Genomic DNA, 23,997 nt, shown 5'->3' on the forward strand with positions numbered 1-23,997 from the left:
CCGGCCGTGCGGGCGGGTCGTGAGGGAGCGTCAGGGCCGGCTACCGCTTGCGGACCCGCGCCGCCTTCCCGGCCCGGGACGCCTTCGGACGGCGTACCGGGGTGATCGTGGAGGCCCCGGCCTTGACGTGGGGGACGGAGAACTCCCGGTTGGTCTCCGTCTGGCGGCGGATGGCATCGGGCAGGTCCGGCATGGCCAGCAGCACGTCGCAGGCCCGGACGGCGGTCGCGTGGTCGCCGACCCAGTAGGCGCAGATGGCGAACTCGAAGAAGAGTCCCCACCGGTACACCCAGGACCTGGTGAAGAGCAGATCGTCCGGCTCGCTGCGGCCGACGACCCCGCCGAGCAGGGAGTACGCGGTGTGGTAGCGGCTTCGCAGGCGCAGTCGCGAGGCCAGTTCGTAGACGGCCTCGAGCCGGGTGGGCCGGGACTCCCAGGCACGGGAGAACGCGTCCATGGCCCCGGGCCAGTCGTCGGCCTCCTGCGCCCGGAGGATCCCTGCCTCGAGGAGCGAGCAGTACACCTCCTCCCCCCAGCCGCCCAGTTCGGCCCGCCGTTCGTACAGCGCGATCGCCTCGTGCGCGTGCCCCAGGTCGCGTTCGGTGTTGGCGAGGTAGAAGACGGTGCGCGGGTTGGCGGGGTCGCGCTCGAACTCGGCGCGCAGCAGCCTCGCGTCGCGCTCGAACTTGTCGCCGCGGCAGCCGCCGTCCGCGTGGTCCTCGATGACGAGGGCGTTCAGGTTCTCCTGCCGGTCGGGGCCGTCGGTGCAGGGGTACTCGTGGGTGACGCCCTCGTACCGCCACGCGCGGTCGCCCCGCATGAGGTGCTTGAAGCGGTGCTGGGAGCCTGGGGTGTCGTAGCGCAGCATGTACGAGTCCGCCGTCAGCCGGGGCAGCGGGGCGTCCTGCCGTACGACGTGATCGGCGTCCAGCGTGAGCAGGTAGTCGGCCTTGCCGAGCGCGTGCCGGATGTTCTGTGTCCGGTTGTGCCCGAAGTCGACCCAGGGTTCCTCGTGGAGCTCGCCCGGAATGCCGTCGAGCACCGCGCGGATCACGTCCCGCGTTCCGTCCGTCGACCCGGTGTCGGAGATCACCCAGTAGTCGATGAGGGGGCGGACGGACTCCAGGCAGCGGGCGATCACCTGCGATTCGTTCTTGACGATCATGCACAGGCAGAGGGTCTGGTGTTTCACGGCGTCAACGTGGCACAGGCCCGCTCGCCGGCCGCCCGTCCCACGCGCGCGATGCCCCCATCAGTGCGCATCGATTAGTCCGATACGTCGATAAAAATGATGATGCGGGCCTCGTATGCCGATCGAACCGCTCCGCTTCGTCCAAGCTCGCTCTCATGGCCGGGATGCGCCCGGACCGGTCGATCACGAGGAGCACGCGCATGCGGCATGAGTTCGGACCAGACTCCCCCCTCGGGCCGGTGGCCCGGTACAGGTGCAAGCAGGCCGGCATGCTGGCCTCGCTCGCCGTGATCCTGGCGGCCGGCATGATCAGCCCGGCGGCCGCGGCGGCGGGCGGCGCCGCCGAGAGAGCACGGACGGCGGCCGTCGCCGGCGGCGACAAGTGCAAGCCGAAACCGAAGCCGCACCGGGTGAGTGAGGCCGGCGGTATGGACAGGTGCCACGGCCCGAGGGGCCCCCGGGGCGCCACCGGTCCGACGGGCCCGACCGGTGCCCCGGGCGAGCCGGGCCAGCCTGGTCAGCCGGGCAGTACCGGCCCGACGGGACCGTGCGTCGACATCGACGCCTACCAGGACCAGCAGGTGTACGAGGTCCGCGGTGCGGTGACCGGCGGTTTCACCTACGCGGGCATCCGCGACGTCCGCCCGAACGCCGACCACACCCTGCGGTGGACCGACCTCAGCACCAGGACCGGGTATCCGAACGGGGGCGCGGCGGGATTCGCCTGCGGGGTGTCGATCAACGAGCACAGTCAGGGCAACCAGGACCTGGCCGGAATCAAGATCGACGTCCTGACCACCACCGGCCAGGTCTTCGAGATCATCTGCACGGCGAGCCAGGTCGCCGGCCGGGCGACCCTGACCTGTCCCGACCCCGCATTCCCCACCCTGGCCTGGCAGCCGTTGAACTCCCCGGAACCGGGGAACAACGACAGCCTCCGCCGCGCCACCTGACGACGACGGCCCCCCTTTTTCCGCCGGGAAAAGGGGGGCCGTCGCCCGACTCAGTGCGTGTGCCCACTGCCCGCCGGCTGCTTCACGGTCAGCGGCAGCAGCTTCTGGCCGGTCGGGCCGATCTGGATGTGGGTGTCCATCGCCGGGCAGACCCCGCAGTCGAAGCAGGGGGTCCAGCGGCAGTCCTCGACCTCGGTCTCGTCGAGGGCGTCCTGCCAGTCCTCCCAGAGCCAGTCCTTGTCGAGGCCCGAGTCCAGGTGGTCCCAGGGCAGGACCTCCTCGTACGTCTTCTCGCGGGTCGTGTACCAGTCGACGTCCACGCCGAAGGCGGGCAGCGTCTTGTCGGCGCAGCTCATCCAGCGGTCGTAGGAGAAGTGTTCGCGCCAGCCGTCGAAGCGGCCGCCGTCCTCGTAGACGGCCCGGATGACCGCGCCGATGCGGCGGTCGCCGCGGGAGAGGAGGCCCTCGACGATGCCGGGCTTGCCGTCGTGGTAGCGGAAGCCGATGGAGCGGCCGTACTTCTTGTCGCCGCGGATCTTGTCCCGGAGCTTCTGCAGGCGCGCGTCCGTCTCCTCGGCGGAGAGCTGGGGGGCCCACTGGAAGGGGGTGTGCGGCTTGGGCACGAACCCGCCGATGGAGACCGTGCAGCGGATGTCGTTCTGGCCGGAGACCTTGCGGCCCTCGGCGATCACGTTCATCGCCATGTCGGCGATCTGCAGGACGTCCTCGTCCGTCTCCGTGGGAAGGCCGCACATGAAGTACAGCTTCACCTGACGCCAGCCGTTGCCGTACGCGGTGGAGACCGTCCTGATCAGGTCCTCTTCGGAGACCATCTTGTTGATGACCTTGCGCATGCGCTCCGAGCCGCCCTCGGGCGCGAAGGTCAGGCCGGAGCGGCGGCCGTTGCGCGTCAGCTCGTTCGCCAGGTCGACGTTGAAGGCGTCCACGCGGGTGGAGGGGAGGGACAGGCCGATCTTGTCCTCCTCGTAGCGGTCCGCGAGTCCCTTGGCGACCTCGCCGATCTCGCTGTGGTCGGCGCTCGACAGCGAGAGCAGGCCGACCTCCTCGAAGCCGGTGGCCTTCAGGCCCTTCTCCACCATCTCGCCGATGCCCGTGATGGACCGCTCGCGCACCGGCCGGGTGATCATGCCGGCCTGGCAGAAACGGCAGCCGCGGGTGCAGCCGCGGAAGATCTCCACCGACATGCGCTCGTGGACCGTCTCGGCGAGCGGGACCAGCGGCTGCTTGGGGTAGGGCCACTCGTCGAGGTCCATCACCGTGTGCTTGGACACGCGCCACGGCACGCCCGACCTGTTCGGCACGACACGCGCGATCCGGCCGTCCGGCAGGTACTCGACGTCGTAGAACCGCGGGATGTACACCGCGCCCGTCTTCGCGAGGCGGAGGAGGACCTCCTCGCGGCCGCCGGGGCGGCCCTCCGCCTTCCACTCGCGGATGATCTTCGTCATGTCGAGGACGGCCTGCTCGCCGTCGCCGATGACCGCCGCGTCGATGAAGTCGGCGATCGGCTCGGGATTGAAGGCCGCGTGGCCGCCCGCGAGGACGATCGGGTCGTCGATCGTGCGGTCCCTGGACTCCAGAGGGATACCGGCCAGGTCGAGGGCGGTCAGCATGTTCGTGTAGCCCAGCTCCGTGGAGAAGGACAGGCCGAACACGTCGAAAGCGCCCACCGGGCGGTGGCTGTCCACGGTGAACTGCGGGACGGCGTGCTCCCGCATCAGCGCCTCCAGGTCCGGCCACACGCTGTAGGTGCGCTCGGCGAGGACGCCCTCCTGCTCGTTCAGCACCTCGTAGAGGATCATGACGCCCTGGTTGGGCAGGCCGACCTCGTACGCGTCCGGGTACATCAGCGCCCAGCGGACGTCGCAGGACTCCCAGGGCTTGACCGTGGAGTTGAGCTCGCCGCCCACGTACTGGATCGGCTTCTGCACATGCGGGAGCAGTGCTTCGAGCTGCGGGAAGACCGACTCGACAGACATCGCGGGGGCACCTTCGTGAGCGGACTGGGGGTCCCCCCGGACGGAGGCTGGGGGGTGACCATCTAGCCTAACCCGGCCGAAGGCCTCCCCCACCCGCGAGAGAACCGCCGCGGCCCGCCGCGGTCGCCGCTGCCGCTAGACCTCCGCCGCCCCGCGGATCCTGTCCCAGGCCGTCGGCAGCTCCTTCTCCACCAGCTCGGCCCGCCGTTCCTCCCGTCCGTACAGCAGCCCGTACGTGAACGCGCTCTCCCCCGCGGCGTGCGCCACGGCGGACAGCTCGCGCAGGGCCTGCCGGGCCATGACGCTGTCCTGGTGCTCGCCGAGGAGGCTCTGCAGCGACTTCATGGACTTGACCAGCGCCTTGGCCGGACCGCCGATCGCCGGGGTGGCCGTCTCCGCCGCGTAACGGGTCCGCTTGGCCTTCTTGCGCGCCTCGTGCAGGCCCTCGTCGCGTTCGTGGCCGGGCGGCTCCCCCAGGGCCTGCTCGACGAGGTCGGACACCTTCCCGAGGTCCTTGCGCACGGCCTTGGCGAGCACCTTGGCCGGCTTGCCCTCGGCCGCCGTCCGCAGCGGCGGGTCGGCGACGAACGCGTCCAGCGTGTCCAGCAGGGTGAGGTAGCGCCCCGAGTCGAGGACGCCCAGCAGTCGGCGGCGGGAGCCGCGGTGCTGTGCCTTGGCCCAGGTCTGGAGCCGTTCGCCCATCGGTCCGGAGACGAGGGTGTGCGGCAGGTCGTCGAGACCCTCCGCGAGGCGTTCGGCCAGCACCTCCTGGTCGCGGCCCACGCCGAGCTCGCCGGCCAGCCACTTCAGCTCGACGCCGATCGGGTCGGTGACACCCCGGTCGAGGACCTTGCGGAAGGAGCGGAGGGTGCTGCGCAGCCGGCGGGTGGCGACGCGCATGTCGTGCACGGCGTCCTCGGTTTCCTGGCGGACGGCCGGGTCCAGCGCGAGGATCGCGTCCCGCTGCGCACGGACGTACGCCAGCACATGATCACCGGCGGTCACGGGCTCCCGGTCCGGGGCCTCACGCCCCGCCGCTGCCGCCTCGACCGCCGGCTGTCCCTCGGCGCGGCCCTTGCCCTTGGCCTCGCCCTTGCCCTTGCCCTTCCCCTTGCCTTTGCTTTTGCCTTTGGCGTCGCCCTTGCCTTTGCCTTTGGCGTCGTCCTTCCCCTCCGCCACCGGCTTCGCCCCGCCGCCCTCGGCCGCCGCCTTCGCCTTGGCCCGCTTCTTCCTGGGCGCCGTCTCCGCGAGGGCCCGCGCCAGCTTCGACGCCGACTTCGAGGGCCGCACGCCCGCCTTCCGCAACCCCTTGTCCAGCTTGTCGAGCAGGGCGGGATCGCCGCCGTCGGCGAGCTCCACCTCGATCTCGGTCCACTGGGCGCTGCCCTCGCCGCCGAACAGCCGGTCCGCCCGGACGGCGTCCACGCTGGCCTCGGCGAGCAGCCGGCCCTCGGCGTCGAGGAGAAGGCGGATGTCACGCGCCGAGCGCAGTCGCACCACGGGCACCAGCTGTCCCTCGCGGACGCGGGAGCGGACCAGCCCGGCGAGCTCGTCGGGCACGGCGTCGGAGAGCGGGGCCCGGATCTCGTCCCGGATGCCGGCGGCGACGGGGAGTTTCAGGTGCCAGCCGGCGTCGGAGCCCCCGGTGCGGCGGCGCAGGGTGATGGACGCCGCTGCCAGTCGCAGGTCGGAGGTGTCGTAGTAGGTCGCGTCCAGCTCGGCGACGCCTTGGTCGAGGACGGACGCGACCCCGGCCACGCCGGTGAGGTCGGGCAGACCGCTGTCATCGGATTCGTACTTGCGCTCGATCTCGCGTTTCGTCTCCGCCATGAATTGAATCTAGTCGGAGTCGGGCCCGTACGGCAGGGCGTACGGGCCCGGATACCGGCCGGTCCCGGGGAAACCGCGAGGTCTGCGCGTGCTTACGCGGACATCGGGCGCTGCACCCGGATGGACTGCAGCAGCCCCACCGCCACCCAGACGGCGAACATCGACGTGCCCCCGTAGGAGACGAAGGGCAGCGGAAGACCCGTCACGGGCATGATCCCCAGGGTCATCCCGATGTTCTCGAAGGACTGGAAGGCGAACCAGGCCACGATGCCCGCGGCGACGATCGTGCCGTACAGCTCGGTGGTCTCACGCGCTATGCGGCAGGCGCGCCAGAGCACCACACCGAGCAGGACGATGATCAGGCCCGCGCCCAGGAAACCCAGCTCCTCGCCTGCGACGGTGAAGACGAAGTCCGTCTGCTGTTCCGGGACGAACTGGCCCGTCGTCTGCGAGCCGTGGAACAGACCGGCGCCGGAGAGACCGCCGGAGCCGATCGCGATGCGGGCCTGGTTGGTGTTGTAGCCGACGCCCGCGGGGTCGAGGCTGGGGTTGGCGAAGGCGGCGAAGCGGGCGATCTGGTAGTCGTCCAGGATGTGCAGCTGCCATACGGCGACGGCGCCGGCCGCGCCCGCGCCGAGCAGTCCGAAGACCCAGCGGTTGGATGCTCCGGAGGCCAGCAGCACACCCAGCACGATCATCACCATGACCATGACGGACCCGAGGTCGGGCATCAGCATCACGATCAGCATGGGGACGGCTGCGAGCCCGAGGGCCTGGAGCACCGTGCGGTGGTCGGGGTAGAGCTTGTCGCCCGCGTCGACCCGGGCCGCGAGCAGCATCGCCATGCCCAGGATGATCGTGATCTTCACGAACTCGGAGGGCTGGAGCGAGAAGCCGCCGCCGACCACGATCCAGGAGTGCGCGCCGTTGACCGTCGAGCCCAGCGGGGTCAGCACCGCCAGGATCCCCATGAGCGAGAGGCCGTAGAGGATCGGTACCGCGTTGCGCAGGGAGCGGTGGCCGAGCCAGAGCGTGCCGATCATCAGGCAGATCCCGATGCCGGTGTTCATGAGGTGCCGGATGAGGAAGTAGTACGGGTCGCCCTGGTTGATCTCGGTGCGGTTGCGGGTCGCCGAGAAGACCAGGAGCGAGCCGATCAGGGACAGGGCGATCGCCGACGTCAGAATCGGCCAGTCCAGCCGCCGGGCCAGCGAGTCACGGGCGAAGACCCGGGTCCAGCCGGCCCGCTCGGGACCGTATCCGGAGACGGAGAAACCGTTCGCGCCGCTCATGTGCACATCCTCCGGCTTCCCCTCTTCCGCCGTCGCCTGCGGGTGTCGCGGTTGGGATCGGTGTTCTGCTGGACGGTGGCCGCGGTCTGCGTCTCGTCCGGCTTCGGAGCGGTCTGCTGGCTGGCGCGCTGCTCCTTGGCGGGGTCCTTCGAGACCTTCGGGGACTTGATCGTGCCGTCCGCCTGAACCTTCGGCAGACCGGCCTGCGGGGTGGGCAGCAGGGCGTTCTTCTTGTCGATCTTGCCGTCGTCGGAGACGCCGTACATCGCGTTGTAGATGTGCCGCACGGCCTCACCGGAGGCGCCCGAACCGGTACCGGCCTGAGCGATCGTCATGACGACCGTGTAGTCCTTGCTGTACGTGGCGAGCCAGGACGTCGTCTGCTTGCCGTAGACCTCCGCGGTACCGGTCTTGGCGTGCAGCGGGATCTCCTTCTGCGGCCAGCCGCCGAACTTCCAGGCGGCGGTACCGCGGGTGACCACGCCCTCCAGGGCGGCGTCCATGCCCTTGATCGTGGCCTTGTCGACCGGCAGCCTGCCCTTGGGCTTGGGCTTGATCTCCTGGACGGTCTTGCCGTCGGCGCTGACGATGGCCTTGCCGATGGTCGGGGTGTACATCGTGCCGCCGTTGGCGAGCGCCCCGTAGATCACGGCCTCCTGGATCGGGGTGACGAGGGTGTCGCCCTGGCCGATAGAGTAGTTGATCGAGTCGCCCTCGCGCATCTTGTTGCCCTCGAGGCAGTTCTCGTACGCGATCATCTCGACGTAACTGCCGCCCTTCTTGCCGTACTTGCACCAGGAGTCCTTGTTGGCCTTCCAGTAGGACTCCTTCCACTGACGGTCCGGGACGCGGCCGGTGACCTCGTTGGGCAGGTCGACGCCGGTCTCCTTGCCGAGGCCGAACTGGTGGGCCGCCTTGTAGAAGTAGTCCTTGGGCTCACCCTTCTCCGGGTTGATGCCGCCGTCCTTCTTCCACTCCCGGTCCGCGAGGCCGTAGAAGACGGTGTCGCAGGAGACCTCGAGGGCCCGGCCGAGCGAGATGGGGCCGAAGCTCTCCCCCTCGAAGTTCTTGAAGACCTGGCCGCCCACCGAGTACGAGCTGGTGCACGGGTAGCCGCCGTCCCACTCGTAGCCCGCCTCGACCGCGGCGGCCGTGGAGACCACCTTGAACGTCGAACCGGGCGCCGACTGACCCTGTATGGCCCGGTTGAGCAGCGGGTAGTCGGAGTTCTTGCCGGTGAGCTTCTTGTAGTCCTTGGCGGAGATCCCGCCGACCCAGACGTTGGGGTCGTAGGCGGGGGCGGACGCCATGGCGACGACGCGGCCGGTCTTGGCCTCCATCACCACGACCGCCCCGGAGTCGGCCTTGTAGTTCTCGCCGGTGATCTTGTCGAAGGACTGGCGGGCCACCTTCATGGCGTTGCTCAGCTCGTACTCGGCGACCCGCTGGACGCGGGCGTCGATGCTGGTGACGAGGTTGGCGCCGGGCTGCGCCTCGTCCGCCTCGGCCTCGCCGATGACGCGGCCGAGGTTGTCGACCTCGTAGCGGGTGACGCCGGCCTTGCCGCGCAGCTGCTTGTCGTACTGGCGCTCCAGGCCGGAGCGGCCGACCTGGTCGGAGCGCAGGTAGGGCGAGTCGCTGTCCTGGGCCTTGGTGATCTCGTCGTCGGTGACCGGCGAGAGGTAGCCGAGGACCTGGGCGGTGTTGGCGTTGCCGGGGGCCGCGTAACGACGCACGGCCTCGGGCTCGGCGGTGATGCCGGGGAAGTCCTCCGCGCGCTCGCGGATCTGGAGGGCCTGCTTGGCGGTCGCCTCGTCGGTGATGGGGATCGGCTGGTACGGCGAGCCGTTCCAGCAGGGCTGGGGGGTCTTCGCGTCGCACAGCCGGACCTTCTGCGCGACGTCCTCGGGCTTCATGCCGAGGACGCCCGCCAGCTTGGCCAGGACCGCCTTGCCGTCGTCCTTCTGCTTCAGCAGGTCGGTCCGGGAGGCGGAGACCACGAGCCGTGTCTCGTTGTCGGCGAGGGGCACCCCGCGCGCGTCCAGGATCGAGCCGCGCACGGCGGGCTCGACGACCTGCTGGACGTGGTTGCCGGAGGCCTCCTTGGCGTACGCCGCGCCCTCCCGGATCTGGAGGTACCACAGGCGGCCGCCGAGGGTGCCGAGCAGGGAGAGGACCAGGATCTGGATGACGACGAGCCGGATCTGGACCCGTGGGCTCCGACCGGTCTCGGGGATGTTGGTCACTGCGGCTGCTCCCCCTCTCGGTGCGCGAACGTGTGTGCGCTGACGAATGATGAACGATCAGCCTGTGAGGCCTCGTTCCGTCTGGCCTTGCCCCGTTCGGGTGATTCCTCCACGGACGCGCCCCGCGCGCCGCCGCCGGCGCTCACAGCCGCTTGACCCCCTTGATGCGGCCCGCCCGGGTCGCCCGCGACCTGGCCGCCTTCAGCTTGAGTCCGCCGCGCTGCCCGCCGATCCGCAGCCCCGTCCCGGAGGAGAGCCAGCCGGAGGAGATGTCGGGGCTGTTGGCTGCGGAGTTGGTCTCCGCGAGGGGGTCGTTGTCGGCGCGCCGCGCCAGGAACATGACCGCGGGGACGACGAACGGCGCGAGCAGCAGGTCGTACAGGGCGGCCGTGAACAGCAGCCCGGTGAGGCCGACATGGCGGGCGGCGGTGTCCCCGACGAGGGCGCCGACCCCGGCGTACAGCAGGGTGGAGCCGATGGCGGCGCCGACCACCACGACCATCGGGCCGGTGGCCGACTTGATCTGCCCGGTCTCGGGCTTGACGAGCCCGGCGAGGTAGCCGATCACGCACAGCACGAGGGCGTAGCGGCCGGCGGCGTGGTCGGCGGGAGGCGCCAGGTCGGCGAGCAGTCCGGCGCCGAAGCCGATGAGGGCGCCGCCGACATGGCCGTACACCATGGCGAGGCCCAGGACGGTGAGCAGGAGGAGGTCGGGGACGGCTCCCGGGAGGTGGAGCCGGGCGAGGACGCTCACCTGGATCACCAGGGCGACCACGACCAGCGGAACGGAGAGCAGGATCCGGTTGACGCGCATGGGGGTTGTCAGCTCCTACTGCTGCTGGCCGTCTTCGGGTGCGTTCGCGCTCGGCGTGACCGTGACGGTCACCGTCGGCGTGGGGACCGGTTTGGGCTTCGAGGGGAGCACGGTGTCGCGCGGATCCTTCTTGGGGGCCTCGACGACGACGCCCACGATGTCGAGCTTGGTGAAGCTGACGTACGGCGTGACGTAGAGGGTGCGGGTGAGGTCGCCGCCGGAGGGGTCGACGCGGGAGACGACGCCGACGGGGACGCCGGGCACGAAGGGCTTGTCGGCCTGCGAGCCGAAGGTGACCAGCCGGTCGCCCCTCTTCACGTCGGCCTTGCCGTTGAGGAGTTCGACGCGCAGCGGCCGGTCGCCCTGACCGGAGGCGAAGCCGAGCTCGTCGGACGCCTCCATCCGGGTGCCAACGGTGAAGTCGGGGTCGCTGGCCAGCAGGACGGTCGCGGTGTTCGGGCCGACGGTGGTGACCCGGCCGACCAGCCCGTCCCCGTTGAGGACCGTCATGTCGCGCTTGACGCCGTCGCGTGCGCCGATGTCGATGGTGATGGTCCAGGAGAAGCCCTGGGCCGCTCCTATCGCGATGACCTCCGCGCCCTTGATGCCGTACTGGCCGGCGCCGGCGATCTTCAGCATCTTGTCGAGCTGCGCCAGCCGGCTGCGGTTGCGGTCGTCGCTGCCGAGCTTCGCCTTGAGAGCGGCGTTCTCCTGCTCCAGACCGGTGAGCCGGTCATGGCGTTCGCCGGAGTCGCGGACGGCGGAGACGGCGTTGCCGACGGGGTCCACCGCCGACGCCACGCCGTTCTCGATCGGGCCGAAGGCCGCGGCCGCGGCCTGCCGGGCGCCGTCGACCGGGGAGTCCTCCCCGCCGCGGATGTCCACCGTGATCAGCGCGAACGCGACGGCGATCAGCAGCACCAGGAGCAGCCGGCTCTCTCGTGTGTCCCTCACGTGCGGCGGCCGTGCCCTTCCTCGAGAGAAAAACCAAGAACAGGAATCAGGAAGCAGGTGTCGGGTTCCGGGAAGCGGAATCGGTAATTCGGGTAGCCCCGGGCCAGGGTGGCCAAGGGCGCTTTGGTCGGAGCTTATGCCTCTGGATCAACGATCCGCCGCACGAGAGGAGATCATCCCGTACGGCGGAATCGAAGCGTTACGTCATCTGCGCGGCGCGGCGTCCAGAACCTGCTGGAGCGCCTCGAACTCCTCGACGCACTTGCCGGAGCCGAGCGCCACGCTGTCCAGCGGGTCCTCCGCGATGTGGATGGGCATGCCGGTCTCCCGGCGCAGCCGCTCGTCCAGCCCGCGCAGCAGGGCTCCGCCGCCGGTCAGAACGATTCCGCGGTCCATGATGTCGCCGGACAGCTCCGGCGGACACTTGTCGAGCGTGGTCTTCACGGCGTCCACGATCGCGTTGACCGGTTCCTCGATCGCCTTGCGCACCTCGGCGGCCGAGATGACGACGGTCTTGGGCAGCCCGGAGACGAGGTCCCGGCCGCGGATTTCGGTGTGCTGGTCGTCGTCGAGGTCGTAGGCGGAACCGATCGTGATCTTGATCTGCTCAGCGGTCCGCTCACCGAGGAGGAGCGAGTACTCCTTCTTGATGTGCTGGATGATCGAGCTGTCCAGCTCGTCACCCGCGACGCGGATGGACTGGGCGGTGACGATGCCGCCGAGCGAGATGACCGCGACCTCCGTGGTGCCGCCGCCGATGTCCACCACCATGTTGCCCGTGGCCTCGTGGACCGGCAGGCCGGAGCCGATGGCCGCGGCCATGGGCTCCTCGATGATGTGCACCTGACGGGCGCCGGCCTGGGTCGACGCCTCGATGACGGCACGGCGCTCGACGCCCGTGATGCCCGAGGGCACGCAGACGACGACCCGCGGCCGAGCAAGATACCGCCGCTTGTGGATCTTCAGGATGAAGTAACGGAGCATCCGCTCGGTGATCTCGAAGTCGGCGATCACGCCGTCCTTCAGCGGGCGCACGGCAACGATGTTGCCGGGGGTGCGCCCGATCATCTTCTTCGCTTCGGCGCCGACCGCGAGGATGCCACCGGTGTTGGTGTTGATCGCGACGACGGACGGCTCGTTGAGTACGATCCCGCGACCCCTGACGTACACCAGCGTGTTGGCGGTCCCGAGGTCGACAGCCATGTCACGGCCGATGAACGACATTGAGTTCCCCATCAGGATTCGACTGGCCTTCCTTGAGCTTTGAGGGCTTTTCAGGTCGGCGAGGTGGGTGCTGTGACGTGAAGGCTTCCATCGTAAACGCGCCTGCACGAACACTGCGGAGCGGTCTCCGCCATTGTTTGCAGATGCTGTGTGGGTTCGCTTCCGGAGACGGGCGTTCGGGGGCTCACGTTCCCTCGATCGCCCGCTCGGTCGCCGCGAAGGCCCTTCGGGTCAGGCGCGACCGGGGAAGAAGATCTTCACCTCGCGCTCGGCGGACTCCTCGGAGTCGGAGGCGTGGATCAGGTTCTCGCGGACGATCACCCCGTAGTCGCCGCGGATGGAGCCGGGCGCGGCGGCGATCGGGTCGGTCGGGCCGGCCAGCGCGCGCACGCCCTCGATGACCCGCTCGCCCTCGACGATCAGCGCGACCACCGGGCCGGAGGCCATGAACTGCACCAGCGGCTCGTAGAAGGGCTTGCCCTTGTGCTCGCCGTAGTGCTGTTCCAGCGTGTCCTGGTCCAGGGTGCGCAGCTCCAGCGCCGTGATCCGCCAGCCGGCCTTGCGCTCGATACGGCTGATGATCTCGCCGGTCAGGCCACGACGGACGGCGTCGGGCTTGAGCAGGACGAGGGTGCGCTGGCTCACGAGGTGACTCCTTCTACTACCGGCGTGCTGTGCCGATGGGCCGACGCCGGACGACGGCGCCGGCGTGTGCGGTGGGATGAGGTTACAGGGCGTGTCCCGGCGTTTGTCACACAGCGTCAGCAGGGTCCGGGGAGGGGCCGGCGGCCTGCGCGGCGAAGCGGGCCTTCGCCTCGTCGACCTTTCTGCCGTAGTGCACCGACGCCCACCACAGGGCCCCGAAGAGCACGCCCAGGAAGAACATGATCGGGACGAAGAACCCGGACGCGACGAGGGCGATCTGCAGCGCCCAGCCGAGGGCGACGCCCCCGGGCCGGGTGACCACGCCGCACAGCAGCACGCTGAGGAGCATGGCGACGCCGCAGACCGTCCACACCGTGGACGTGGAGAGGTCGGCGTCCTTCATGGCGACCAGGCCGGCGAAGCCGATGACGAAGAACTCGCCGATCAGGGTCGAGGAACAGAGCGTGCGCATGGTGTCCTCAGCCCTTCCCGAGGAGCAGTCGGGCCTCGCCGACGGTAATGACGGAACCGGTGACGAGCACGCCCCCGCCGGCGAACTCGCCCTCCTCCTCGGCGAGCGTGATGGCCGCCTCGAGGGCGTCCGGCAGCCGAGGCTCGACCTGGACGCGGTCGTCGCCGAACACCTCGACGGCGATCGCGGCGAGCTCGTCGGCGTCCATCGCGCGATGGCTGGTGTTCTGGGTGATCACGACCTCGGCGAAGATCGGCTCGAAGGCCTCCAGGAGTCCCCGGACGTTCTTGTCGGCGCTGGCCCCGACCACGCCGATCAGACGGGAGAAGTCGAAGGCCTCGCCGACGGCCTCGGCGGTGGCGCGGGCGCCGGCCGGGTTGTGCGCGGCGTCCAGGACGACGGTCGGGGAGCGCCGGACGACCTCGAGGCGGCCCGGCGAGGACACCGCCGCGAACGCCTTGCGGACGGTGTCGATGTCGAGCGGTTCGGGCCGCTGGGAGCCGACGCCGAAGAACGCCTCGACGGCGGCGAGCGCGACGGCCGCGTTGTGCGCCTGATAGGGGCCGTGCAGCGGCAGGTACACCTCGGGGTACTCGCCGCCCAGGCCGCGCAGGGTGACGAGCTGTCCGCCGACGGCGACCTGGCGGGCGACGACCCCGAACTCCAGCCCTTCCCGGGCGACCGTGGCGTCGACCTCGACGGCCTTGCGCAGCAGCACCTGCGCCGCGTCGACGGGCTGCTGGGCGAGGATGACCGTGGCGTCCTGCTTGATGATCCCGCCCTTCTCGGCGGCGATCGCCCCGGGCGTCTCGCCGAGCCGGTCGGTGTGGTCGAGGTCGATGGGCGTGACGACGGCCACGTCGGCGTCGATCACGTTCGTGGCGTCCCACGAGCCGCCCATGCCGACCTCCACCACGGCGACGTCGACGGGCGCGTCGGCGAAGGCCGCGTAGGCCATGCCGGTCAGCACCTCGAAGAACGACAGCCGGTACTCCTGCATGCCGTCGACCATCTCGACGTACGCCTTGATGTCGTCGTACGTCTCGATGAACCGCTCGGCGGAGACGGGTGCGCCGTCGAGGCTGATCCGCTCGGTGATCGACTGGACGTGGGGGCTCGTGTAGCGGCCGGTGCGCAGTTCGAAGGCGCCGAGCAGCGCCTCGATCATGCGGGCCGTCGACGTCTTGCCGTTCGTGCCCGTGATGTGGATGGAGGGGTACGAGCGCTGCGGCTCCCCCAGCACCTCCATCAGCGCGGCGATGCGGTCGACGGAGGGCTCCAGCTTGGTCTCGCCCCAGCGGGTGGCCAGCTCGGCCTCGACCTCGCGCAGGGCCTTGTCGACCTCCGGGTCCGCGGGGCGCGCGGGCGTGTCGGACTGCGGGGCGCCGCCCTGGGTGCGCAGGGTGCGGCTGCCGGCTTCGATGACCGCGAGATCCGGGTCGCGGTCGGTCTCCTCGGCGATGATCTCGTCGAAGGGATCGAGGGGGTCGAAGGGGGCGGGCAGGTCGTCTGGGTTGCCGTTCGGGGGGAGCTCGCTCACGGGCCCAGTCTACGGACGGGCGGTGACAGAGGTGGGCGGAGGTGGCGGAGACGGGCGGAGGTGGGCGAAGGCCCCCGGAATCGTGCCGGCGGTGCCGGTCCCGGGGGCCTTCGTCCGTCGCGGTGTCCTACGCCTGGGGCAGGCGCTCCAGCTGGGCCTGGATGCGGGCGATGTCCTCGTCCGCCTTGGCGAGGCGGGTGCGGATCTTGTCGACCACATTGTCCGGGGCCTTCGCCAGGAACGCCTCGTTGCCGAGCTTGGCATGGGCCTGGGCCTTCTCCTTCTCGGCGGCGGCCAGGTCCTTGGCGAGGCGCTTGCGCTCCGCGGCCACGTCGATCGTGCCGGAGAGGTCCAGCGCGACCGTGGCGCCCGCGACCGGCAGGGTCGCCGTGGCGGAGAAGCTCTCGCCCTCGGGCTGCAGGCGCAGCAGCTGCCGGATGGCGGCCTCGTGGGACGCCAGCGCCGTGCCGTCGAGCGTCAGGCGGGCGGGGACCCGCTGGCCCGGCTGGAGGCCCTGGTCGGCACGGAAGCGTCGGACCTCGGTGATGACCGACTGGAGGCTCTCGATCTCACGCTCCGCGGCGGCGTCCCGGAAGCCCCCCGGGGCGTCAGCCCCAGGAACGAACACCGCGGTCGGCCACTCGGCGATGACGACGGACTCGCCGCCGGTCAGCGTCGTCCAGAGGGTCTCCGTGACGAACGGGACGATCGGGTGCAGCAGCTTCAGCGTGACGTCGAGGACCTCGCCGAGGACGCGGCCGGAGACCTTGGCGGGCTCACCGCCGGCCATGAACGTCGTCTTGGACAGCTCGACGTACCAGTCGAAGACCTCGTCCCAGGCGAAGTGGAACAGCGCGTCGGAGAGCTTCGCGAACTGGTAGTCCTCGTAGAGCGCGTCGACTTCGGCGACGACGGAGTTGAGCCGGGAGAGGATCCAGCGGTCGGCCGCCGACATCTGCGAGGCGTCCGGCAGCGGCCCGTCGACCGTGGCGCCGTTCATCAGCGCGAAGCGCGTGGCGTTCCAGATCTTGTTGGCGAAGTTGCGCGAGCCCTGGACCCAGGCCTCGCCGATCGGGACGTCGACGCCGGGGTTGGCGCCGCGCGCGAGGGTGAACCGGAGCGCGTCGGAGCCGTACTCGTCCATCCAGTCCAGCGGGTTGACGGCGTTGCCGAAGGACTTCGACATCTTCTTGCCGAACTGGTCGCGGACCATGCCGTGCAGGGCGATGGTGTGGAACGGCGGGGTGCCGTCCATCGCGTACAGGCCGAACATCATCATCCGGGCGACCCAGAAGAAGAGGATGTCGTAGCCGGTGACCAGGACGGAGTTCGGGTAGAACTTCGCGAGCGACTCGGTCTGTTCGGGCCAGCCGAGCGTCGAGAACGGCCACAGGCCCGAGGAGAACCAGGTGTCGAGGACGTCGGTGTCCTGACGCCATCCCTCGCCGGTCGGCGTCTCGTCGTCGGGGCCGACGCAGACGACCTCGCCGTTCGGGCCGTACCAGACCGGGATGCGGTGGCCCCACCACAACTGCCGTGAGATGCACCAGTCGTGGAGGTTGTCGACCCAGTCGAAGTAGCGCTTCTCCATCTCCTGCGGGTGGATCTTGACGCGGCCGTCGCGGACGGCGTCTCCGGCGGCCTTGGCCAGCGGGCCGACCTTGACCCACCACTGCATGGACAGGCGCGGCTCGATGGTGGTCTTGCAGCGCGAGCAGTGGCCGACGGAGTGGACGTACGGGCGCTTCTCGGCGACGATCCGGCCCTCGGCGCGCAGCGCGGCGACGATGGCGGAGCGGGCCTCGAGCCTGTCCAGGCCCTGGAAGGGGCCGTGGGCGGTGATGATCGCGTGCTCGTCCATGACGGTCAGCGACGGCAGGTCGTGGCGCTGGCCGATCTCGAAGTCGTTCGGGTCGTGCGCCGGGGTCACCTTGACCGCGCCGGTGCCGAACTCGGGGTCGACGTGGGTGTCGGCGACGACCGGGATGGAACGGTCCGTCAGCGGCAGCCGGATCAGCTTGCCGATCAGGTGCTTGTAGCGCTCGTCGTCGGGGTGAACGGCGACGGCGGTGTCGCCGAGCATCGTCTCCGCGCGCGTGGTGGCGACGACGATCGTGTCGTCCCCCTCGCCGTACTTCATGGAGACGAGCTCGCCGTCGTCGTCCTGGTACTCGACCTCGATGTCCGAGATCGCCGTCAGACAGCGCGGGCACCAGTTGATGATGCGCTCGGCGCGGTAGATGAGCTCGTCGTCGTAGAGCCGCTTGAAGATGGTCTGGACGGCCTGGGACAGGCCTTCGTCCATGGTGAACCGCTCACGCGACCACGCGACGCCGTCTCCCAGGCGGCGCATCTGGCCGCTGATCTGGCCGCCGGACTCGCCCTTCCACTGCCAGACGCGCTCGACGAACGCCTCCCGGCCGAGGTCGTGACGGGACTTGCCCTCCTTGCCCAGTTCACGCTCGACGACGTTCTGGGTGGCGATGCCGGCGTGGTCCATACCGGGCTGCCAGAGCGTCTCGAAGCCCTGCATGCGCTTGCGGCGGGTGAGGGCGTCGATGAGCGTGTGCTCGAAGGCGTGCCCGAGGTGCAGGCTGCCCGTGACGTTCGGCGGGGGGATGACGATGGTGTACGGAGGCTTCTCGCTCTTGGCGTCCGCCTCGAAATAGCCCCGCTCCACCCAGCGCTCGTACAGCGGCCCCTCTACATCGGCCGGCGCGTACTGGGTCGGCAGTTCGGTGTGGGGCGCTGATGGCTGCTGCTGAGCGTTCTCGGTCACGGGCCCAGTTTAGGGGTGTCACCGCGCCGTCCCGAAACGTGTTTGCCGTGTAACGGCGGGGCCCCCACCGACGTGCAGGTGATGGCTTTGAGCCAGGATGTGAAAATCACATAAGTATCTGGAGGGGAACCCAGGAATGAGTCACAACCAGCCGGGCCCGTACGGCGGGCAGCCCCAGCAGCCCGGACCGTACGGACAGCCCGGTCCGTACGGCCAGCCGCCGCAGGCGCCCCAGCCCGGTTACGGCTACCCCCAGCAGCCCCCCGCTCCGCAGCCCGGCTACGGCTATCCGGCCCAGCCCCCGCAGGGCGTCCCCCCGCAGACCCCGCCCTACGGCCAGCAGCCGGCGTACGGCCAGCCGCCGACCCCGCCCTACGGCCAGCAGCCGCCCTACGGTCAGCCTCCCTACGGCGTCCCGCAGCCCCCGCCGCCGAGCGGCGGCGGCAAGAAGGCGGGCATCGTCATCGGCGCGGTCGCGGTCGTGGCGGCGATCGGCGTGGGCGCCTACTTCGTGATCGGCGGAGGCGGCGGCGCCGACGGCCTCAAGGACGACGGCCCGCACAAGCTGGACACCCCGGCGACGGCGCTCACCGACTACAAGCGGGTCGGCAAGGGCGGCGAGACCACCGACGGGGACACCACCAAGTACCTGACGGCCAGCGGCGTCAAGGACGGCAAGGCCGTCATCGGGCAGTGGTCGACGGCCGACTTCGGCGACTACGACCCGCAGAACCCCGACCCCGCCGACCTGCCCAGCCAAACCGAACTCCTGACGGCCAGAGGGTTCTCGATGCTCGGCGGCTACGGCAAGATCGCGGACCCCGAGTCGTCGCTGGACACCTACTTCGCTGCCATCCAGAAGGAACTGCAGAGCAGCAACTCCTCCGGTTCGTCGAGCAGCCCCCAGGGCAAGACCGAGCTGATCGGTCAGCCCGAGAAGGCCGACATCGACGGCGCGGTCATGAAGTGCCAGTCGCTGAAGAGCGTCAACTCGCTGACCAAGAAGGACTCCACCGACTGGTTCTGCATCTGGGCCGACTACAGCACGATCGCCATGGTGTCCCCGGGCGACAACACCAAGAGCATCAGCAAGGACGTGGCGATCGACATCACCACGAAGCTGCGAGACCTGGTCCGCGTCAAGGCCTGACGCCCCTGGCGCACCGCTCCGACGACGGAGGGGCCCCCGGTCGGTCGACCGGGGGCCCCTCCGTCGTACGGGTGCGTCGTACGGGTCCGTCGTACGGGTGCGGATCAGGCGGTCTTCTGCTCGCCCGGGCCGCGGCCGCCGCGGGCGTCGCGCGGGATCAGGGTCGGGTTGACGTTGGAGAGGACGACGTCCGCCGTGATGACGACGCGGGCCACGTCCTTGCGGGAGGGGACCTCGTACATGACCGCCTGGAGGACTTCCTCCATGATGGCGCGCAGGCCGCGGGCGCCGGTCTGGCGCAGGATGGCCTGGTCGGCGATGGCCTCCAGCGCCTCGCGCTCGAAGTCCAGCTCCACGCCGTCGAGTTCGAAGAGCCGCTGGTACTGCTTCACCAGGGCGTTGCGCGGCTCGATCAGGATCTGCAGGAGCGCCTCACGGTCCAGGTTGTGGACCGAGGTGATCACGGGCAGCCGGCCGATGAACTCCGGGATCATGCCGAACTTGACCAGGTCCTCGGGCATGACGGCCTCGAACTGGTCCTTGGACTCCAGCTCGCGCTTGGAGCGGATCGTCGCCCCGAAGCCGATGCCCTTGGCGCCGGCCCGCGTCTCGATGATCTTCTCCAGGCCGGAGAACGCGCCGCCCACGATGAACAGCACGTTCGTGGTGTCGATCTGGATGAACTCCTGGTGCGGGTGCTTGCGGCCGCCCTGCGGCGGCACCGAGGCGGTGGTGCCCTCCAGGATCTTCAGCAGGGCCTGCTGCACGCCCTCGCCCGACACGTCGCGCGTGATGGAGGGGTTCTCACTCTTGCGGGCGACCTTGTCGATCTCGTCGATGTAGATGATCCCGGTCTCGGCCTTCTTGACGTCGTAGTCGGCCGCCTGGATCAGCTTGAGCAGGATGTTCTCGACGTCCTCGCCGACGTATCCCGCCTCGGTCAGCGCCGTCGCGTCGGCGATGGCGAACGGGACGTTCAACATGCGGGCGAGGGTCTGTGCGAGGAGCGTCTTGCCCGAGCCGGTGGGGCCGAGCAGGAGGATGTTGGACTTCGCCAACTCGATGGCGTCCTCACGGCCTTGGCCGCCGCCGTTCTCGCCGGCCTGGACGCGCTTGTAGTGGTTGTACACCGCGACCGACAGGGCCTTCTTCGCGGGCTCCTGGCCCACCACGTAGCCCTCGAGGAACTCGTAGATCTCGCGAGGCTTGGGGAGTTCCTCCCAGCGGACCTCGCTCGTCTCGGCGAGCTCCTCCTCGATGATCTCGTTGCAGAGGTCGATGCACTCGTCGCAGATGTACACACCGGGCCCTGCGATGAGCTTCTTGACCTGCTTCTGGCTCTTGCCGCAGAACGAGCACTTGAGCAGATCGCCGCCGTCACCGATGCGTGCCACGGTGTGCTTCCCCTTCGCCTGGGAGACGACTGGACGCTTACGAATCCAGCGGCTCCTGGTGCTGCCTTATTCCGACGGTACCTTGCCTGGCCCCCCGTTCGGGCCCCCCTTGGCACGGTTCACTGCGACGTGGACCGTGTCACACCGTACCGAGGGGGGTCCGCACCGGAGGACCGTGGGCGTCAACGCAGGTTGTCGTTGTTCATCTTCCGGGTGGAGATGATCTGGTCGATCAGGCCGTACGACAGCGCGTCCTCGGCCGTGAGGATCTTGTCGCGCTCGATGTCCTCGCGGATCTTCTCGATCGGCGTGGTCGAGTGCTTGGCCAGCATGTCCTCCAGCTGACCGCGCATCCGGAGGATCTCGTTGGCCGCGATCTCCAGGTCGGAGACCTGGCCGCGGCCGGTCTCGCTGTACGGCTGGTGGATCAGCACGCGCGCGTTCGGCAGCGCCATGCGCTTGCCCGGCGTGCCGGCGGCCAGCAGGATCGCGGCGGCGGAGGCGGCCTGGCCCATGCAGACCGTCTGGATGTCGGGCTTCACGAACTGCATGGTGTCGTAGATCGCGGTCAGCGCCGTGAAGGAGCCGCCGGGGCTGTTGATGTAGACGGAGATGTCCCGGTCCGGGTCCATCGACTCCAGGCACAGCAGCTGCGCCATGACGTCGTTGGCGGAGGCGTCGTCGATCTGCACGCCGAGGAAGATCACGCGCTCCTCGAAGAGCTTCGCGTAGGGGTCGTACTCGCGGATGCCCTGGGAGGTGCGCTCGACGAAGCGCGGGATGACGTAACGGGACTCGGCGCGGGGGCCGGTGTACTCGGCCTCGGTGCGGGCGTAGATGCCGCTGCCGGGGAAGTCGTTCACGGTGTCTCCTGGAGAGGGGGCTGGGGCGGTGGAGTGAAGGGGTGGAGAGGGGCACTGACGGCTTCCGAGGGGCCCCTGGCCCCCGCTGGGAGGCTCCGGGTGACCCGGGGGCCCGGGAGGGCCTCCCGGGCCTCCGGGAGGCCTCAGCGGGCTCCTGGAGCCTCGGAGGGGTCAGGGGCTCAAGGGGCTCCGGGGAGCGCCCTGAGCGGCCCTGCCGCCGTCAGCGGCGACCCTCAGGCCGCCCCGGTACCGCCGCCGCCCGGGATGCCTGCGGCCGTGGCGATGACGTCGTCGATGAGGCCGTACGCCTTGGCCTCCTCGGGGTCGAACCAGCGGTCGCGGTCCGAGTCCCGGGTGACCTGCTCGACCGTCTGGCCGGTGTGCTGCGCGGTGAGCTCGGCCATGCGCTTCTTGGTGTGCAGCAGACGCTCGGCGTGGATCTTGATGTCCGACGCCGAACCGGCGAGGCCTGCGGAGGGCTGGTGGATCAGGATCTCCGCGTTCGGCAGCGCGAAGCGCTTGCCGGGGGTGCCCGCACTGAGCAGGAACTGGCCCATGGAGGCGGCGAGGCCCATGGCGATGGTCATCACGTCGTTCTTGATGAACTGCATCGTGTCGTAGATCGCCATGCCGGCCGTGATCGAGCCGCCCGGGCTGTTGATGTAGAGGTTGATGTCCTTGTCGGGGTCGGCTGCGGCAAGGAGCAGCAGCTGCGCGGTGATCTTGTTCGCGATGTCGTCGTCGACCGGCTGGCCGAGGAAGATGATCCGCTCGTTGAGCAGCCGGTTGTAGACCTGGTCGCCGAGGCCACCGCCGATGGAAGGCTCGCCGGCGGCGGAAGGCATCAGATTCGTCACGTCGTATCCACCTGCTCGTCTTACGACGGCGCCGGGCCGTCTCACGTGTACTGCCGGGGGCAACGGGGACTCCCCTGCCCTCGTACTCATGGACCCTAACGCGCGGGTCCCTTCGGGGAATCCCGGAGAGCTGGGTGTTCGCCGGGGGCGTAGCCCGGGGGCTCGGGCGACGGGAGGGACCGGTCGTGTTCCGGCCACGGGCGGGCGTCGGCCGCTCACGCGCTTCCGCGTCCCCGGGGAGGACGACGGGCCCCGGGACAGAAGTCCCGGGGCCCGTCGCACCTGCTTCAGGAACTGCGCGAGGCTCAGGCCTCGGGCTTCTCCTCGGTCTCGGCAGCGGCCTCGGCGGCCTCCGCCGTCCCCGGGGCGTCCTCGGCCTCGTCGTCGTCCAGGTCGATGACCTCGCCGTTGGTGTCCTTCACCGTGGCGGACTCGACGACCGTGGCCAGCGCCTTGCCGCGGGCGACCTCGCCGACCAGGAGCGGAACCTGGCCGCCCTCGACGACCGCCTGGGCGAACTGGTCGGGGGACATGCCGGAGGAGGCGGCACGGCGCATGAGGTGCTCGGTGAGCTCCTCCTGGTTGACGTTCAGCTTCTCGCGCTTGACGAGCTCGTCGAGCACGAACTGGGTCTTGATGCCCTTGACCGCGGCCTCGCGGGTCTCGGTCTCGAACTCCTCGGCGGTCTTGCCCTGGATCTCCAGGTACTTGTCGAGGTCGAGGCCCATCTGGCCGAGCTGGTGGTGCTCCAGGTTGTGCTTGCGGGTGTTGACCTCGTCCTCGAGCAGCTTCTCGGGGACGGGCACCTCGACGAGCTCCAGCAGCTTCTCGAGGACGCGCTCCTGGGCCTGCGTGGCCTGGTCGTACTGCTTCATGTTCTCGAGGCGCTTGCGGCTGTCCGCCTTGAGCTCGTCGAGGGTGTCGAACTCGGAGGCGAGCTGCGCGAACTCGTCGTCCAGCTCGGGGAGCTCGCGGGCGGCGACCTGGGTGACCTTGACGGTGACCTCGGCCTCCTTGCCGGCCGCCGAGCCGCCCTTCAGCTCGGAGGTGAAGGTGGTCTCGCCACCGGCCTCCAGGCCCTTGACGGCCTCGTCGATGCCTTCCAGCAGCTCGCCCGAGCCGATGGTGTAGGAGACGCCGCTGGCGACGCCGTCCTCGAGGACCTCGCCGTCGACCTTGGCCTCCAGGTCGACGGTCACGACGTCGCCGTCCTCGGCGGCACGCTCGACCGGGGAGGTCGAGGCGAAGCGCTCGCGGAGCTGCTCGACCGACTTGTCGATGTCCTCGTCCGTCACCTCGACGGCGTCGACCTCGACCTCGATGGAGGAGAAGTCCTCGGGGAGCTCGAGGGCGGGACGGACGTCGACCTCGGCGGTGAAGTTCAGCGTCTCGCCGTCCTTCAGCTCCGTGATGTCGACCTCGGGCTGGCCGAGGACGTCGATCTCCGCCTCGTTGACCGCCTCGGTGTAGAACTTCGGAAGCGCGTCGTTGACGGCCTCCTCCAGCACGGCGCCACGGCCGAAGCGCTGGTCGATGACCCGGGCGGGAATCTTGCCCTTGCGGAAGCCCTTCACCGTGACCTGCTGGTTGATCTTCTTGTACGCCGCGTCGAGGCTGTCCTTGAGCTCCTCGAAGGGCACCTCGATGCTGAGCCGAACCCGAGTCGGGTTCAGGGTCTCCACGGCGCTCTTCACGGTTCGGTCTCCTTGGGGGCTGACATCTTGGTTTCCGCCGGAGCCAGACCGGCTCCCGCAAATTCGCCGCCCGGAGGACTTCAGGAAGAGACACACGG

General features: G+C 69.8%; 18 protein-coding genes. 2 read left to right on the forward strand and 16 right to left on the reverse strand.

All coding sequences use genetic code 11. The features are described 5' to 3' along the window. Positions 1-40 precede the first annotated feature (40 nt). A complete protein-coding gene (locus QF032_RS14050) occupies positions 41-1,192 on the reverse strand; it encodes a glycosyltransferase (RefSeq protein WP_307056127.1) in 1,152 nt (383 codons plus the stop codon). A 200-nt stretch (positions 1,193-1,392) separates the two neighbouring features. Here QF032_RS14050 and QF032_RS14055 point away from each other — a divergent pair, with 200 nt between their 5' ends. After that, entirely contained in the window at positions 1,393-2,145 is a 753-nt protein-coding gene (locus tag QF032_RS14055) for a collagen-like triple helix repeat-containing protein (protein WP_307056128.1), read from the forward strand. A 50-nt stretch (positions 2,146-2,195) separates the two neighbouring features. On the opposite strand, the gene QF032_RS14060 is transcribed toward QF032_RS14055, so the two are convergent. The 11 genes from QF032_RS14060 to QF032_RS14110 all read right to left on the reverse strand — a co-directional run bounded on the left by QF032_RS14060 (position 2,196) and on the right by QF032_RS14110 (position 17,941). Next, entirely contained in the window at positions 2,196-4,145 is a 1,950-nt protein-coding gene (locus QF032_RS14060) for a TIGR03960 family B12-binding radical SAM protein (protein WP_307042919.1), read from the reverse strand. A gap of 135 nt (positions 4,146-4,280) precedes the next feature. Then, positions 4,281-5,975 carry a CYTH and CHAD domain-containing protein gene (locus QF032_RS14065; protein WP_307056129.1) on the reverse strand — a complete coding sequence of 565 codons (1,695 nt, stop codon included), beginning with the start codon at positions 5,973-5,975 and terminating at the stop codon, positions 4,281-4,283. Positions 5,976-6,067: 92 nt separating this feature from the next. Then, positions 6,068-7,267, reverse strand: a complete 1,200-nt coding sequence (rodA, locus tag QF032_RS14070; RefSeq protein ID WP_306952300.1) for a rod shape-determining protein RodA — start codon at positions 7,265-7,267, stop codon at positions 6,068-6,070. Continuing rightward, positions 7,264-9,513: a penicillin-binding protein 2 gene (gene mrdA / locus QF032_RS14075; RefSeq protein WP_307056130.1), complete on the reverse strand. Its 2,250-nt coding sequence runs from the start codon at positions 9,511-9,513 to the stop codon at positions 7,264-7,266. The genes rodA and mrdA overlap by 4 nt, the downstream gene beginning before the upstream one ends. Before the next feature lie 142 nt (positions 9,514-9,655). After that, on the reverse strand, positions 9,656-10,327 hold the full coding sequence (gene mreD / locus QF032_RS14080; protein ID WP_307042924.1) for a rod shape-determining protein MreD: 672 nt from the start codon (positions 10,325-10,327) through the stop codon (positions 9,656-9,658). A gap of 15 nt (positions 10,328-10,342) precedes the next feature. Then, entirely contained in the window at positions 10,343-11,281 is a 939-nt protein-coding gene (gene mreC, locus QF032_RS14085) for a rod shape-determining protein MreC (protein ID WP_307056131.1), read from the reverse strand. Between the two features lie 204 nt (positions 11,282-11,485). Continuing rightward, a complete protein-coding gene (locus QF032_RS14090; protein WP_054244925.1) occupies positions 11,486-12,505 on the reverse strand; it encodes a rod shape-determining protein in 1,020 nt (339 codons plus the stop codon). 231 nt (positions 12,506-12,736) lie between these two features. Then, positions 12,737-13,150, reverse strand: a complete 414-nt coding sequence (gene ndk, locus QF032_RS14095) for a nucleoside-diphosphate kinase (RefSeq protein WP_107443950.1) — start codon at positions 13,148-13,150, stop codon at positions 12,737-12,739. 106 nt (positions 13,151-13,256) lie between these two features. Then, entirely contained in the window at positions 13,257-13,622 is a 366-nt protein-coding gene (locus QF032_RS14100; RefSeq protein WP_307056132.1) for a DUF4233 domain-containing protein, read from the reverse strand. Between the two features lie 7 nt (positions 13,623-13,629). Beyond that, positions 13,630-15,162 carry a bifunctional tetrahydrofolate synthase/dihydrofolate synthase gene (folC, locus tag QF032_RS14105; RefSeq protein ID WP_307056133.1) on the reverse strand — a complete coding sequence of 511 codons (1,533 nt, stop codon included), beginning with the start codon at positions 15,160-15,162 and terminating at the stop codon, positions 13,630-13,632. A 127-nt stretch (positions 15,163-15,289) separates the two neighbouring features. Further along, on the reverse strand, positions 15,290-17,941 hold the full coding sequence (locus QF032_RS14110; protein ID WP_307056134.1) for a valine--tRNA ligase: 2,652 nt from the start codon (positions 17,939-17,941) through the stop codon (positions 15,290-15,292). Positions 17,942-18,077: 136 nt separating this feature from the next. On the opposite strand from QF032_RS14110, the gene QF032_RS14115 reads away from it, so the two are divergent. After that, the gene (locus QF032_RS14115) at positions 18,078-19,091 is read left to right on the forward strand and encodes a hypothetical protein (RefSeq protein WP_307056135.1); all 1,014 of its coding nucleotides are present in this window, start codon (positions 18,078-18,080) and stop codon (positions 19,089-19,091) included. A gap of 104 nt (positions 19,092-19,195) precedes the next feature. Here QF032_RS14115 and clpX read toward each other — a convergent pair whose 3' ends face one another. From clpX to tig, 4 genes are all read right to left on the reverse strand, one after another. After that, positions 19,196-20,485 carry an ATP-dependent Clp protease ATP-binding subunit ClpX gene (clpX, locus tag QF032_RS14120; protein WP_057574661.1) on the reverse strand — a complete coding sequence of 430 codons (1,290 nt, stop codon included), beginning with the start codon at positions 20,483-20,485 and terminating at the stop codon, positions 19,196-19,198. A gap of 182 nt (positions 20,486-20,667) precedes the next feature. Next, the gene (locus QF032_RS14125) at positions 20,668-21,348 is read right to left on the reverse strand and encodes an ATP-dependent Clp protease proteolytic subunit (protein ID WP_057574660.1); all 681 of its coding nucleotides are present in this window, start codon (positions 21,346-21,348) and stop codon (positions 20,668-20,670) included. 233 nt (positions 21,349-21,581) lie between these two features. After that, positions 21,582-22,193, reverse strand: coding sequence for an ATP-dependent Clp protease proteolytic subunit (locus QF032_RS14130; RefSeq protein ID WP_307050085.1), 612 nt, complete (start codon positions 22,191-22,193; stop codon positions 21,582-21,584). 317 nt (positions 22,194-22,510) lie between these two features. Then, a complete protein-coding gene (gene tig, locus QF032_RS14135) occupies positions 22,511-23,899 on the reverse strand; it encodes a trigger factor (protein ID WP_307056136.1) in 1,389 nt (462 codons plus the stop codon). Positions 23,900-23,997 lie beyond the last annotated feature (98 nt).

It is taken from the genome of Streptomyces achromogenes, assembly GCF_030816715.1.
Taxonomy (GTDB): domain Bacteria; phylum Actinomycetota; class Actinomycetes; order Streptomycetales; family Streptomycetaceae; genus Streptomyces; species Streptomyces achromogenes_A.

Excerpts from the sequence above, each read along its gene's own strand:
- QF032_RS14055 (WP_307056128.1), top strand. The coding sequence starts at position 1,393 with ATGCGGCATGAGTTCGGACCAGACTCCCCCCTCGGGCCGGTGGCCCGG.
- QF032_RS14060 (WP_307042919.1), bottom strand. The coding sequence starts at position 4,145 with ATGTCTGTCGAGTCGGTCTTCCCGCAGCTCGAAGCACTGCTCCCGCAT.
- QF032_RS14065 (WP_307056129.1), bottom strand. The coding sequence starts at position 5,975 with ATGGCGGAGACGAAACGCGAGATCGAGCGCAAGTACGAATCCGATGAC.
- rodA (WP_306952300.1), bottom strand. The coding sequence starts at position 7,267 with ATGAGCGGCGCGAACGGTTTCTCCGTCTCCGGATACGGTCCCGAGCGG.
- mreD (WP_307042924.1), bottom strand. The coding sequence starts at position 10,327 with ATGCGCGTCAACCGGATCCTGCTCTCCGTTCCGCTGGTCGTGGTCGCC.
- QF032_RS14090 (WP_054244925.1), bottom strand. The coding sequence starts at position 12,505 with ATGTCGTTCATCGGCCGTGACATGGCTGTCGACCTCGGGACCGCCAAC.
- QF032_RS14100 (WP_307056132.1), bottom strand. The coding sequence starts at position 13,622 with ATGCGCACGCTCTGTTCCTCGACCCTGATCGGCGAGTTCTTCGTCATC.
- QF032_RS14115 (WP_307056135.1), top strand. The coding sequence starts at position 18,078 with ATGAGTCACAACCAGCCGGGCCCGTACGGCGGGCAGCCCCAGCAGCCC.
- QF032_RS14130 (WP_307050085.1), bottom strand. The coding sequence starts at position 22,193 with ATGCCTTCCGCCGCCGGCGAGCCTTCCATCGGCGGTGGCCTCGGCGAC.